At 65.8% G+C, this 13,549-nt stretch carries 13 protein-coding genes; 8 read left to right on the top strand and 5 right to left on the bottom strand.

Annotated elements, in window-relative coordinates:
- Window positions 1–98 precede the first annotated feature (98 nt).
- From rfbB to AC1DIQ_RS14570, 6 genes are read left to right on the top strand one after another with little or no spacing between them, the layout of a single operon-like run.
- A complete protein-coding gene (gene rfbB / locus AC1DIQ_RS14595; RefSeq protein ID WP_478050288.1) occupies window positions 99–1,154 on the top strand; it encodes a dTDP-glucose 4,6-dehydratase in 1,056 nt (351 codons plus the stop codon).
- Between the two features lie 14 nt (window positions 1,155–1,168).
- Window positions 1,169–2,056, top strand: a complete 888-nt coding sequence (gene rfbA / locus AC1DIQ_RS14590) for a glucose-1-phosphate thymidylyltransferase RfbA (protein WP_121042571.1) — start codon at window positions 1,169–1,171, stop codon at window positions 2,054–2,056.
- Entirely contained in the window at window positions 2,053–2,610 is a 558-nt protein-coding gene (rfbC, locus tag AC1DIQ_RS14585; protein ID WP_282259158.1) for a dTDP-4-dehydrorhamnose 3,5-epimerase, read from the top strand. Before rfbA ends, rfbC begins: the two co-directional genes overlap by 4 nt.
- Window positions 2,607–3,506, top strand: a complete 900-nt coding sequence (gene rfbD / locus AC1DIQ_RS14580; protein ID WP_478050287.1) for a dTDP-4-dehydrorhamnose reductase — start codon at window positions 2,607–2,609, stop codon at window positions 3,504–3,506. Before rfbC ends, rfbD begins: the two co-directional genes overlap by 4 nt.
- 59 nt (window positions 3,507–3,565) lie before the next feature.
- The gene (locus AC1DIQ_RS14575) at window positions 3,566–4,300 is read left to right on the top strand and encodes a CoA transferase subunit A (RefSeq protein WP_478050286.1); all 735 of its coding nucleotides are present in this window, start codon (window positions 3,566–3,568) and stop codon (window positions 4,298–4,300) included.
- Between the two features lies 1 nt (window position 4,301).
- Window positions 4,302–4,931, top strand: coding sequence for a CoA transferase subunit B (locus tag AC1DIQ_RS14570; protein WP_121042580.1), 630 nt, complete (start codon window positions 4,302–4,304; stop codon window positions 4,929–4,931).
- On the opposite strand, the gene AC1DIQ_RS14565 is transcribed toward AC1DIQ_RS14570, so the two are convergent.
- Window positions 4,921–7,749, bottom strand: coding sequence for a rhamnan synthesis F family protein (locus AC1DIQ_RS14565; protein ID WP_478050285.1), 2,829 nt, complete (start codon window positions 7,747–7,749; stop codon window positions 4,921–4,923). The two genes, AC1DIQ_RS14570 and AC1DIQ_RS14565, sit on opposite strands and share 11 nt — an antisense overlap.
- Window positions 7,750–7,997: 248 nt before the next feature.
- Between AC1DIQ_RS14565 and AC1DIQ_RS14560 the strand changes: the two genes are divergently transcribed.
- A complete protein-coding gene (locus AC1DIQ_RS14560; RefSeq protein WP_121042584.1) occupies window positions 7,998–8,588 on the top strand; it encodes an alpha-ketoglutarate-dependent dioxygenase AlkB family protein in 591 nt (196 codons plus the stop codon).
- Here AC1DIQ_RS14560 and AC1DIQ_RS14555 read toward each other — a convergent pair.
- Genes AC1DIQ_RS14555 through AC1DIQ_RS14540 form a run of 4 tightly spaced genes read right to left on the bottom strand, consistent with a single transcriptional unit; the run spans window position 8,566 to window position 12,137 of the window.
- Complete coding sequence (locus AC1DIQ_RS14555; protein WP_121042586.1) at window positions 8,566–9,225, bottom strand: ABC-type transport auxiliary lipoprotein family protein; 660 nt, start codon at window positions 9,223–9,225, stop codon at window positions 8,566–8,568. The genes AC1DIQ_RS14560 and AC1DIQ_RS14555 overlap by 23 nt on opposite strands.
- Complete coding sequence (locus AC1DIQ_RS14550; RefSeq protein WP_121042588.1) at window positions 9,222–10,148, bottom strand: MlaD family protein; 927 nt, start codon at window positions 10,146–10,148, stop codon at window positions 9,222–9,224. Before AC1DIQ_RS14550 ends, AC1DIQ_RS14555 begins: the two co-directional genes overlap by 4 nt.
- Before the next feature lie 3 nt (window positions 10,149–10,151).
- Window positions 10,152–10,982 (bottom strand): ABC transporter ATP-binding protein, encoded by an 831-nt coding sequence (locus AC1DIQ_RS14545; RefSeq protein WP_121042589.1) that lies wholly within the window; start codon window positions 10,980–10,982, stop codon window positions 10,152–10,154.
- A 3-nt stretch (window positions 10,983–10,985) separates the two neighbouring features.
- Window positions 10,986–12,137, bottom strand: a complete 1,152-nt coding sequence (locus tag AC1DIQ_RS14540) for an ABC transporter permease (RefSeq protein ID WP_428999465.1) — start codon at window positions 12,135–12,137, stop codon at window positions 10,986–10,988.
- Between the two features lie 121 nt (window positions 12,138–12,258).
- On the opposite strand from AC1DIQ_RS14540, the gene AC1DIQ_RS14535 reads away from it, so the two are divergent.
- Window positions 12,259–13,518 carry a threonine/serine exporter family protein gene (locus AC1DIQ_RS14535; protein ID WP_121042593.1) on the top strand — a complete coding sequence of 420 codons (1,260 nt, stop codon included), beginning with the start codon at window positions 12,259–12,261 and terminating at the stop codon, window positions 13,516–13,518.
- Window positions 13,519–13,549 lie beyond the last annotated feature (31 nt).

Genomic DNA, 13,549 nt, shown 5'->3' with positions numbered 1-13,549 from the left:
TGGACGGGCAGTCGTGACGACGGCCGCCATGTATCCTGTTGCGCTGAGCCAGGGCGCCAGCAGGCCCCCTGCACGCATATCGAACAGGAGAACGGGTAGTGCCCACATGGCTTGTCACCGGCGGAGCCGGATTCATTGGCGGTAACTTTGTCCTCGAAGCAGTCGCCAAAGGCGTGCGCGTCATCAACCTCGATGCGCTGACCTACGCGGGCAATCTGAAGACCCTGGCCACGCTGGACGGCAATCCGGACCATGTGTTCGTCGAGGGCGACATCGGTGACCAGGCGCTTGTTTCCCGTCTGCTTGCCGAGCATCAGCCGGACGCCGTGCTGAACTTCGCCGCCGAAAGCCACGTGGACCGCTCCATCGATGGCCCCGGCGCGTTCATCCAGACCAACGTGGTCGGCACCCTGGCACTGCTGGAAGCCGTGCGCGATTACTGGAAGGCGCTGCCGGCCGACAAGGGCCAGGCGTTCCGCTTCCTGCACGTGTCCACGGATGAGGTATACGGCACCCTCGGCGAGACCGGCAAGTTCAGCGAAACCACCCCGTATGCCCCCAATTCGCCGTACTCGGCGTCCAAGGCGGCCTCGGACCATCTGGTGCGCGCGTTCCACTACACCTACGGGTTGCCGGTGTTGACCACCAATTGCTCCAACAATTACGGCCCGTACCACTTCCCCGAAAAGCTGATCCCGCTGGTGATCGCCAAGGCCCTGGCCGGCGAGCCGCTGCCGGTGTATGGCGATGGCAAGCAGGTGCGCGACTGGCTGTTCGTGAGCGACCACTGCGAAGCAATCCGCACCGTGCTGGCCAAGGGCCAGGTGGGCGAGACGTACAACGTGGGCGGTAACTCGGAGAAGCAGAACATCGAGGTGGTGCGGGCCATCTGCGCCCTGCTCGATGCACGCCGCCCGCGCGAGGATGGCCAGCCGCGTGCCAGCCAGATCACCCATGTGACCGACCGCCCCGGCCATGACCGTCGCTATGCGATCGACGCATCCAAGTTGAAGGACCAGCTGGGCTGGGAGCCGAAGTACACCTTCGAGCAGGGCATCGGCTTCACCGTGAACTGGTATCTGGACAACCAGGACTGGGTGAACGGCGTGCTCGACGGCAGTTATCGGCTGCAGCGCATCGGTACCACCGCATGAACCAAGGATTCAATATGACCCAGCGTAAAGGCATCATCCTCGCCGGCGGTTCGGGCACGCGCTTGTATCCGATCACAAAGGGGGTCAGCAAGCAGTTGCTGCCCGTGTACGACAAGCCGATGATCTATTACCCGCTCAGCGTGCTGATGCTGGCGGGGATCCGCGATGTGCTGATCATCAACACGCCGCACGAGCAGGCGCTTTTCCAGAGCCTGCTTGGCGATGGTTCGCAGTGGGGCATGAACATCGAATACGCCGTACAACCTAGCCCGGACGGGTTGGCGCAGGCGTACTTGATCGGCAAGGACTTCATTGGCGGCAAGCCGAGCTGCCTGGTACTGGGCGACAACATCTTCCATGGCCACGGGCTGAGCGATGTACTGCGCAGTGCTGACCAGCGCGAGCAGGGCGCAACGGTGTTCGGGTACTGGGTCAACGATCCAGAGCGCTACGGTGTCGCGGAATTCGACAAGCATGGCAAAGTGGTGGACCTGGTCGAGAAGCCGGAGAAGCCGCGGTCGAACTATGCGGTTACCGGCTTGTACTTCTACGACGGCAACGCCAGCAAGTACGCGGCCGAGCTCAAGCCTTCGCCGCGCGGCGAACTGGAGATCACCGACCTTAACCAGCGCTATCTGCGCGATGGGCAACTGCACCTGGAAGCCCTCGGGCGCGGGTTCGCCTGGCTGGACACCGGTACCCACCAGTCATTGCTGGAGGCATCGAATTTCATCGAGACCATCCAGACACGCCAAGGACTGCAGGTGTGCTGTCCCGAGGAAATCGCGTTCGGGCGGGGCTGGATCGATGCCGCGCAGCTGGAAGCGCTGGCTGCGCCGCTGATCAAGAACGGTTACGGCCAGTACCTGCAGAAACTGCTGCAGCGGGGCGTCGTGCCTTGAAACTCATTCCATCCTCGCTGCCAGGTTGCGTGTTGATCGAGCCGGCGGTATTCGGGGATTCGCGCGGCTTCTTCTTCGAGACGTGGAACGCTGAGCGCTATGCCGCGCAGGGGCTGCCTAGCACGTTCGTGCAGAGCAATGTCTCCAGTTCGGCCAAAGGCGTGCTGCGCGGCCTGCATTACCAGTGGCCGCGCCCGCAGGGCAAGCTGGTGACGGTGCTGCAGGGTGAGGTGTACGACGTGGCGGTGGACATCCGCCGCGGTTCGCCCACCTTCGGCCGCTGGGAGGCGTTCATGCTCAGCGGCGAGAACCGCCGCCAGTTGTGGATACCGCCCGGCTTCGCGCATGGATTTGCGGTGCTCTCCGAGACGGCTTTGTTCAATTACCTGTGTACCGATGTGTATGTCAAAGAGGCCGATGCGGCGATCCGCTGGAACGATGCCGACCTGGCGGTCGACTGGCCGATCAGCGCGCCTTCGCTGTCAGCCAAGGATGAGCAGGCGCCGTTTCTGAACGACGTCGCGGAGGAACGTCTGCCGGTCTACCTGCCATGACGCTGCTCGTGCTGGGGGGCAACGGGCAGCTCGGCCAGGAACTGCGGCGCGCGCTTGCGCCGCTCGGCCCCGTGATCCCGACGACCCGCACCGGTCTGCTCGCAGATGGCATTGCCTGCGAGAGGGCCGACTTCGATGAGCCCGCGTCGCTGGCGTCCTTGCTGGACCGCCTGCTGCCGTCGGTGGTGGTCAACGCCGCCGCGTACACGGCGGTGGACCGGGCAGAGCAGGAGCCGGAAGCGGCACGTCGCGCCAATACCGAGGCACCCGGCGTGCTTGCGCGCTGGTGTGCGCGGCGTGGCGTGCCATACGTGCACTACTCCACCGACTACGTGTTCGATGGCCAGTCGCGCGTGCAGTACCGCGAAGATGCGCCGACCGCACCGCTCAACGTGTATGGGATGACCAAGCGGGATGGCGAAGACGCCATTCGTGCTGCCGCCGGCCATCATCTGATCTTCCGCACCGCGTGGGTATATGCCGAACACAGCGCCAACTTCCTGAGTACGATGCTTCGCGTGGGCGCCGAGCGCGACGTAGTGCGCGTGGTCGCCGACCAGATAGGTACCCCCACGCCCGCAGCGTTGATCGCAGATGTCACCGCGCACGCGTTGCGGCATGCCGGGGGCCTGTCCGGTACCTGGCACCTTACCGCCACCGGTGAGACGAGTTGGTACGGCTTTGCCGAAGCGATCTTCGCCGAAGCCATCGCCAGGGGCGTGTTGCCGCGAGCTCCCCGGGTGGAAGCGATCACCACCGCCGAGTACCCCACGCCCGCGCCACGGCCGGCGTACTCGCGCTTGGACGTATCGCGGCTGCAGAGAGATTTCGATCTCACTCTGCCGAGTTGGCAGGAAGGCCTTGCGCAGGTAATGGCGCACCTGCAACCGCGCTGAGGGGCATGCGGCAGCGAGGGGCTACAATGGCGGCTTACATCAACGAGGTGAGGGCGTAGATGAGCAAGTCCCCAGACAACGCCGTGCGACCTGGCAAGCGGTACGCCAGTGCAGCCGAGGCGCTGCAAGGTGCCATCGCCGATGGCCAGACGTTGGCGGTCGGCGGGTTCGGCCTGTGCGGTATTCCCGAGGCCCTGATCGCTGCGTTGCGCGATACCGGGGCCAAGGATCTGACCGTGATCTCCAACAATGCGGGCGTGGATGGCTTTGGCCTCGGCCAACTGCTGGCGACCCGTCAGATCCGGAAAATGATCTCGTCCTATGTGGGTGAGAACAAGGAATTCGAGCGCCAGTATCTGGCCGGTGAGCTGGAGCTGGAGTTCAATCCGCAGGGCACCCTGGCCGAGCGGCTGCGCGCCGGTGGCGCGGGCATCCCGGCCTTCTTCACTGCAACCGGCTACGGCACGGTGGTGGCCGAGGGCAAGGAAACCCGCGCGTTCGATGGCAAACACTATGTGATGGAAACCGCGCTGCGCGCGGACGTCGCACTGGTCAAAGCCTGGAAGGCCGACGAGGCCGGCAACCTGGTGTTCCGCAAGACCGCGCGCAACTTCAACCCGGCCTGCGCGATGGCCGGCAAGCTGTGCATCGTGGAAGTGGAGGAGGTGGTGACGGTGGGCAGCATAGACCCGGACCAGGTCCACCTGCCAGGCATCTACGTGCACCGCATCGTGCACAACCCGCATCCCGAGAAGCGTATCGAACAGCGTACCGTGCGCCAGGAGGCGAACTGAGATGGCCTGGACCCGCGATGAAATGGCACAGCGCGCCGCGCGCGAACTGACCGACGGCGCCTACGTGAACCTAGGCATCGGCCTGCCGACCCTGGTCGCCAACCACATTCCCGACGGCGTGGATGTGTGGCTGCAGTCCGAAAATGGCCTGCTGGGCATCGGCCCGTTCCCGACCGAGGCCGAGGTGGACGCCGACCTGATCAACGCTGGCAAGCAGACGGTGACTGCACGTGCGGGTGCCAGCTACTTCGGCAGCCACGACAGCTTCGCGATGATCCGCGGTGGTCACATCAACCTGGCCATCCTTGGCGCGATGCAGGTCACCGACAAGGGCGACCTGGCCAACTGGATGGTGCCGGGCAAGATGGTCAAGGGCATGGGCGGGGCGATGGATCTGGTCGCCGGCGTGCAGCGCGTGGTGGTGCTGATGGAGCACACCGCCAAGAGCGGCGAGCACAAGATTCTGCCCGAGTGCACGCTGCCGCTGACTGGCGTGGGCGTGGTCGATCGCATCATCACCGAGCTGGCCGTGTTCGATGTCACCGATAAGGGGTTGGTGCTGGTCGAGGCTGCCCCGGGTGTGGGTATCGATGAGTTGAAGGAAAAGACCGGCGTGGCGTTCAGCGATTGACCGATCCGGCGACACCGGCCGCGACTCTACCGCGGCCGGTGAAGCTGTCCTCCGTGGCGAGCGTCTGCAGCCATGGGCCCGCTGACCAATGGCCATTGGCCAGGCACTGAAGCGGCAGCAGCACACCTTCGGGGTCCAAGCTCAGGTGTTGCACATCCTCTCCCAGTGCCGCGCACGCGTCGGCGATGAAGCTCAATGCGCCCTGATGGACCTGGGCCAGGGATGCCTGGCCCGTGGCGGACAGCTCGGGCGGCGCGAACATCGGCTCGCGTCCACTGCCGGTGCCGCGGAAGCCGCAGAACTGACCGGACGGTGCTGCCAGCAGCGCTTCAAGCAGCAGGTCATGCGCCAAAATGGGGGATGCCTCCTCCGGTACCGTGCGCCCATCGTGATACCGGGCCACGGCCCAGCCATGTCCTTCCACCTTCCGCGCAGTGGCACGTAATGCGAAGTACGCTCCCCCCACGGGGCGGTCAATGATGCTCGACAGATAGGTCTGGATAGTGCCGGCATAGCCGATATCCGCGACCAGGGCAGCATCGTCGCCAACCGTCTCGCGCCAGTAGTCCAGGTAGGCGTCGCATTCGCGTGCTGAGATGTTGAGCAAGGAGGGGAGCGCCGGCGCCAGCGTCGCGATGGCCTGATCCAGCATTTCAGGTAAATAGATGTCGCGGTCTGCCAGGGTGCCCACCTGCTCACGTACGGCCACCGCGGCTTCTTCACCCAAGCGCGAGGCAACAAGGTTCACCAGGGGGCCGGTGTACGTACCATGCAGGAGCCGCTCAAGATCGTTCGCTTCACGCAGGCTGGCCATGCCCGCGGCGCGTCGGGATACCAGAAGATAGGACGACCTCAGCGATCGCAGAGCCGGGGCGCTGCCGGCCAGGACGTCCCATGCTTGCTGCAGCAGGAATCCCTCGCGGCTGAGGAAGAGCACCGTTCCGATCTCGCGCTCTTTCGCGAGGTTCGCCAGCCACACCAGGTAATCCAGAACGACAGGTCCCAGGACCGTATAGCCCGCACTGTAGGCATCCAGTGTGGGCCGCGGCGAGAGATGGGACGGAGTCCAATCGCCTACTGCGGCGAAATGGTTGGCTAGCAGACCCCGCCACAACTGCTCGGGCCACGGTGCGTTGAGCCCGGCTGGATGTCGAAGCGGGCGCAGTGCCGGCACCATGTCCAGCAACGCTGAAGGGCGCACGATATGGACGGGGGAAAGGAGGCCGCACAACTGTGGAATCTGCACATCCGCGTGTTCGTTGTCGCCTACGTGCAGCCAGCGTTTCATCGCAATGCCTTCGCGCTGTGAGATCGCCGCCCACGTGGCGGGATCGTCCTTGCGCATCGCTGTCTCGCACGACACCCACCATTCCGATGTGAGTGCCACCACGGCGGGCGGCAGCACCTGCCGGAGCACTGCGGCCGGCAGGTACATGTCCGATAGCGCTACAACGCGTTTGCCTCGCAACGCCTGCATGGCCGCCAACACACCTTTGCGCGGACGCAGCAGGCGCTGCTCGGTGGTGATTTCCAATTCCAGGAGCGCCTGCGGATCCACGGTGGATGCCAGTGCAGGGAAGTGCGCGTAGATCTCATCAAGTGTGGGGTCGCGCCCACTCGAAATGCGCGCGCGTTCCTCGGCGAGCTGGCGCGCCGCCGAGAAATCATCGACGCCGAAACGGGCCAGGGCCCTGAAGGAGAGGTAGTCGCGCGCGGCGTGTGGTGACAGGAACGGACGGGTCACCAACGTATCGAATACATCGGTAGTGACCAGGTCCGCATCCAGCGCAGAGAGCTGGATGCGGGGGGCAACCGGTGTGGCGAATGCCTCTGTCCAGTTGCGCTGCCCTTCGCTGATCAGGTGCGGTGTATCGCCCGGGGCAAGTACACCGACAAGCAGACCTTGGTGGCGCGTAATGGTGGCCAGAAGGCGCTCCACTGCATGTTGCAGGGTGCCATCCACCTGGCCGGTTTCGGCGGGGAAATCGCTGGTAGTCAGATTCAATGCGAAGAGGGGGCGCAGCGCATCGACCCGTGCCCAGAACATGGAGCCTGCCGGATAATCGATGTAGGCAGTGCGGTCTATTTCCAGGCCCAGCCGTGCCGCCAATGCTGCGCAGACCTCGGCGTTGCTCAGCCATGTGTGTGCCCAGGGCGGGAGGCTTTCATGGGTTTCCGGGTAGACCATGCCCAGACGCGGCTCGGCAGCGAAGATGCCCAGAATCCAGGCGACCCGCGTTTCGCTGCCCAGCAGCGAACGCAGCAGGTAGCGCCGCCACTGCTCCTGCTCGCTGCCCGTGTACAGCGACTTCTTGGTGTGGATATGGCCGACGATATCCAAGGCCGTGATCTCATCGCGGAATGTCACCAGCAGCGGCGCGATATCGCGGCCCCGATTGGGCACGACGCGGACGTGCAATGCAGAAAGACGCGGAACCCTTGCAAAGCGTTCTTCGGCCTGGAGCTTGGCCGAGTCGTCCATCACTGACACGAGCAACTCGAACGGCACCGGGATGTGCGCCAGCAGCCCAGCGAACTCCTCTATCAGGTCCGGGTAGTACACATGGGCCATGAGCCCGACGCGCTGCTGGAGCTGGGCGAGGGGCACCGGCGCGGGAAACAGGTGCTCGACTGGCTGTGCCACCTGGATGCGTGACGCGCTGGCCTGCTTGAGCCGATTGACGAGCCCACGAACACCCATCGCAGAGGCGACCTTGAAAATGCGTCGCAGTACCGACCACAGCCCGACCAGCCCACCGCCATGCCGGGAGACCGCCTGGCGGGCTGCACGGACCGCGCGGGTCACAGAGGAGGTCATCGCGTCACATCCTGATGGCGCGCAGCGAGCGGCGTGGGTGCAGTGAAGTGGCGCGCGCTGGTCACGGCCTCGCTGGCAGCCGGCGCGGTGTTTGAAGCGCTGAGGCGAAGTGGGGCCATGGAATGCTCTTTCAACGATGCCGGTCCGGCAGGCGGTCATTTTCGATCTTTGGTGGACAGGGGGCAAATCCACAGGGTCCTGCCATGGTCGGGATACGCACACCGGCGAAGGAATGCTAGCGTCACCCCATGGATCTCCACCTCCCCGACGCCCAGGTGCACTGGCACCGCCACTGGCTATCCCGTGACGCCGCCGACACCCTCCAGCGCACGCTCCGCGAGGACGTCCCGTGGGAGGTGCACAAGATTCGCATGTTCGGCCGTCAGGTCGATTCCCCGCGCCTGAGCTGCTGGATGGGCGACCCGGCCGCGCGCTACCGCTATTCCGGTACCGAATTCGTGCCGCAGCCCTGGCATCCGGCGCTGCTGCCGCTGCGCGATCAGCTGGGCGAATTCTGTGGTCACGCCTTCAACAGCGTGCTGCTCAACCGCTACCGCGATGGCGATGATGGGATGGGCTGGCACAGCGACAATGAGCCCGAGTTGGGGCCGGCGCCGGTGATCGCGTCAGTGAGCCTGGGCGCGGCGCGGCGGTTCCTGCTGCGGCGCCGGGACGACCATGCCAAGAAGGCCGAGGTACTTCTGGACCATGGCGACCTGCTGGTCATGGGCGGTCAGACCCAGCGCCATTACCAGCATTCCCTGCCCAAGAGCGCCCGGCCGCTGGCCGAGCGCCTGAATCTCACGTTCCGCTGGATTACCGCACCCGGGTCGGCGTGACTGCAGCGCGGGCGTGATCCTGCTCGCCGGTCACCAGCGTCCAGCCCACCACGTTCGTGGTCAGTGTCTGCAGCCCCTGTTCCAGCGCGGCGGTGACCTGGGCGACGTCGCTGCTGCCGACCGGGTTTTCCTGGCGGAAGGTGCGGTCGGCGACCACGCGCTGGTCGATCACGTGGATCAGCTTGGCGTTCACCTCGATCAGCGCGGTGGGCGTGGCCTGGCCGCGGTAGTCCGCTTCGAAACGACGCACGTCCATGGCCAGCTTGTAGTCGGCGCGGATGCCGGTGGTGACCCGGGCCACGCCGTTGATGCGGCCGGAATCCTCGAAGCCGCGCACCAGCGCGTCATCGAGCATGTCGGTGGCCGGCTGGGCCCAGCTCACGCCCTTGTAGACCTCCAGTTCGGAGGGGGTCGGGCGCACGTTGATGCGCGGGCTGTCGACCACGCGCGCGGCGCTGGGCTTGACCAGCACCAGCTGCCAATCGACGGTCGGCCAGCTCGGGTCGGCCTGGATGCGGACCACGGGCGAATAGATGGTCACCGCGCTGCGTTCGTTGCTGCCCAGCAGCGAGCAGCCACCAAGCGCGGCGATCAGGGCGATCGGCAGCAGGGGCCGGAAGAAGGTCGGGTGGCTCATTTGGGTTCGAACTCCTTGGGTGCGTCACGGCCGAGCAGGTAGCGTGCCGGGTTGTTGTCCAGGCGGTCGCTGACCCGGCGCAGATCGCGGATCAGGCCGCGCAGCTCGGTCAGGGTCGGGCCGAGCTGGGCCAGGCCATCGTTGGCGAAGCTGTTGATCGCGGCGCGGTTCTCGCCAAGGATCGAATCGGCATTGCCGGCGGCCGAATCCAGCTTGCTCAGCGTGGTTTCCAGCTTGTCCAGGATCGGCGGCAGCTGCTGCACCAGGTTCTTGTCCAGGCGCTGGATGGTGCCATTGGTGCTCTTCAGGGTGACATCCAGGCTGCGGGCGGCATCGCGCGCGCTGAGCAGCAGCGCCTGGGTGCCCTGGTCGCGGTCGGCCAGGCCGCCGCTGATGGTTTCCAGGTTGGCCAGGGTCGCGTTGATGCTGGCCACGTTGCGGTCGCTGAGCACCTGGTCCATGCGCTCGACGATGCGGTTGGCCACGTCGGTGATGTTCTGCAGCGCAGACGGGGTAGTCGGGATGATCGGGGCCGGGTCCTTGTTGACCGCGGTCAGTGCGGCGGACTGCGGGGTACCACCACTGAGCTGGATGATCGACGGGCCGGTCAGGCTGGTGATCGCCAGCTTGGCGCGGGTGTCGGTCTTGACCGGCGTATTGGAGTTCAGCCGGATGCGCGCGACCACCTGGCGCGGGTCATCCGGCACCAGGTTCAGTTCGGTGATCGAGCCGACCGCGATGCCGTTGTACTGCACCGGGCTGCCCACCGACAGGCCGGTGACGGCCTCGCGGAACACCACGCGGTATTCCGTCCAGGTGCGGTCGGAGGAGTACTTGGCGGCCCACAGGCCGAAGGCCAGCAGCGCCAGGCCCACCACCAGGGTGAAGGCGCCGATCAGGACGTAATTGGCTTTGGTTTCCATGGCTTACTCGCTCTCGTGCTTTGCATCGCGCGCAGCACGCGCGCGCGGTCCGTGGAAGTACTCCTGGATCCACGGGTGGTCCAGTTGTTCGATCTCGTGCAGCGGGGCATTGGCGATGACCTTCCTGTCGGCCAGCACCGCCACCCGGTCACAGATCGCATACAGCGTGTCCAGATCGTGTGTGATCAGGAAGACAGTCAGGCCCAGCGCTTCCTGCAGGGTCTTGATCAGGCGGTCGAAGGCGGCCGCACCGATCGGGTCCAGCCCGGCGGTGGGCTCATCCAGGAACAGCAGCGGCGGGTCCAGCGCCAGCGCCCGGGCCAGGCCGGCGCGCTTGCGCATGCCACCGGACAGCTGCGAGGGCAGCTTGTTGATCGCATCGGCGGGCAGGCCGGCCAGCTTGACCTTGAGCAGGGCCAGTTCGTAATGCCAGCGCTCGGGCAGCTCGCTGTGATGTTCCTTCAGCGGTACCTGCACGTTCTCGCCCACGGTCAGCGACGAGAACAGCGCACCGTCCTGGAACAGCACGCCGGTGTTGCGTTCGATATGCAGGCGGTTGGCCGGGTCGCTGGAGCGGGCATCGACGCCGAGCACCTCGATCTGGCCATCGTCCGGCGTGCGCAGGCCCAGGATGCTGCGCATCAACACCGATTTGCCGGTACCCGAGCCGCCGACCACGCCCAGGATCTCGCCGCGTCGGACATCAAGATCCAAGCCGTCGTGTACCACCTGGGCGCCGAAACGGTTGGTCAGCCCGCGCACGCGGATCAGCAGTTCACCTTCATCCGTGGCGGCGTCGTCGCGGTCAGGGGCCGGGGCGGTGTCGGTGATCATCGGTTACCAGCCCATCTTCATGAACCACAGCGCGGCGAACGCGTCGAGGATGATCACCAGCGAAATGGCCTGCACCACGCTGGAGGTGGTGCGCTCGCCGACCGACTGCGCGGTGCCTTCCACCTTCAGGCCCTCCAGGCAGCCGATCAGGCCGATCACCAGCGCGAACACCGGCGCCTTGGACAGGCCGACCAGCATGTTGCGTACTTCCATGGTGTCGTGCATGCGCGCGATATACATCTGCGGCGGGATATCCAGATCGAAGGCGCCGACGGTGATGCCACCGGCCAGGCCGGCGATCATTGCGATGAAGGTCAGCAGCGGCAACGTGATCAACAGCGCGATCAAGCGCGGCAGCACCAGCAGATCGACCGGGTCCAGGCCCAGCGTTTTCATTGCGTCGATTTCTTCGCGCGCCTTCATCGCACCGATCTGCGCGGTGAACGCACTGGCGGTGCGGCCGGCCAGCACGATCGCGGTCAACAACACGGCGAACTCACGCAGGAAGGCGATGCTGACCAGTTCAACCACGTAGATCTCGGCGCCGAAGTCGCGCAGGATCGTGGAGCCGAGGAAGGCGATCACCGCGCCCACCAGATAGGACAGCAGGGCGACCAGGGGCACTGCATCCAAGCCGACCTGTTCCATCTGGGCGACCGTGGCAGTGAGCCGGAAACGGCGCGGCTCCTTGATCAGGCGCGCACCCTTGACCAGGTTCTCGCCAAGGAAACTGGCCAGTGCCACGATGTTGTGGCCCATGCCGTGCACGCTGACACCGAGCCGCTCCAGCGCGGCCAGCACGCCGAAGTCCCGCTTGGCCTTGGGCCGGTCGTCGGCGACTTCCTCGATGGTCGAGACCAGCGCACGATGTTCCTCGCGGAACGTCACCGCATCCTCGCCGAGATCGGCGCGGTGGGCCACGCGCAGCAACTGCAGCACACCGGCCGAGTCGAGCAGGGTGATCCCGCTGGCATCCAGGCCGGTCACGTTCTCCGGAAGGCCACGCAGCACTTCGGCCGCGTCCAGCGCGGTGCGTAAAGTCCAATGGCCAGACAACCGGATCAGGCCGGGGTCCTGGGCATCCTGCTCGAGATGGGGGGCTTGGTCTGAGGTCATGTAGGCGTCCTGCGCGCAGCATACCCTGTCCGGGTGCATGGCTCGCGTATGCGCCGGGACGGGCTGAACGCGTCGGTCAGTGCGCCCCGTTCCTGCACGCAGGCGCACGATGACACCGGGATTCTTCAGGCCGGGGCGTGTTCGGGTAATACTACGGCGCATGTCTGCCGACGCCCCCACCATCGTTGCACCACCGGCCACCTACGCACAGCGCGTGGCCTTCGTTTCGGAAATGGCCGGGCGCCTGCACAGCTATGGCACCACCGCGCAGCGGCTGGAAGCAGCCGTGGTCGCGCTGGCGCAGCGTCTGGACCTGGATTGCGAGCCGTGGTCGAACCCGACTGGCCTGATCCTGAGTTTCAGCGACCCGACCAAGGCGATCGGTTCATCGGACATCACCCGTGTGATCCGGTTGGCACCGGGCGAGAACGACCTGCATAAACTCAGCATCGCCGACCAGATCACCGATGCGGTGGCCAACGGCGCCATGAGCATCGCGCAGGGCCATACCGCGCTGCGCCAGCTGGACAAGGATCCTGGCCGTTGGGGCAAGATCCGCACCATCCTTTCCTACAGCCTCGGCGCAGCGGGCGTGGCCGGCCTGTGGAAACTGCCGTGGCTGGATATCGCCACCGCCGGCGTGATCGGTCTGCTGATCGGCGTCATGGGCATGTATACCGACCGTCGCCCGGCCACGCGCGAAGCCAACGAGGCGTTGGCGGCCCTGCTGGCCGGCTCGGTGGCGACGCTGGTGGCCTCCTTCATCGGCGCGCTCAACCTCAACACGGTGATCATCGCCTCGCTGGTGGTGCTGCTGCCCGGCATGTCGCTGACCAACGCGGTCAATGAGCTGGCCAGCCAGCATTGGGTTTCGGGCACGGCGCGGTTTGCCGGTGCGGTGACCACGATCCTGAAACTGACGGTGGGCGCGGTGATCGCGGTGACGCTGTCGGGCATCGTCGGGCTGGAGCCGCTGGTCCGCGCTTCGCGGCCGCAGGCCGATTGGGTCGAATGGGGCGCGTTGCTGCTGGCCGCGTTCGCGTTCGCGATGTTGTTCAAGGCCAACCGCCGCGATTTCCCCTGGGTGATGGCGGCGGCCGTCGCCGGTTATGCGATATCGAAATTCGCCGGACAGGCGTGGGGCATCCCGGCCGGCATTTTCATGTCCGCGATGCTGCTGACCGCCGCCGGCAATCTGTTCGGTCGGCTGGCGCAGCGACCGGGCGCGATCATCCGCCTGCCCGGCATCATCATGCTGGTGCCCGGCAGTACCAGCCTGCGCGGCGTGCTGACGCTGGTCCAGCAGCAGGACATGAGCGCCGGGCAGACCGTGCTGATGACGGTGCTCAACGTGGTGATGGCGCTGGTGGCCGGCCTGCTGTTCGGTAATCTGCTGATCCCGGCGCGCAAGAATCTTTGACCGCCCGGTCACCGCGCGCGCCATCAACGGG

This window comes from Stenotrophomonas sp. 05L413, assembly GCF_056397945.1.
Note: the sequence above shows the minus strand (reverse complement) of the source record. Positions and strands in the feature narration are given on the sequence as shown.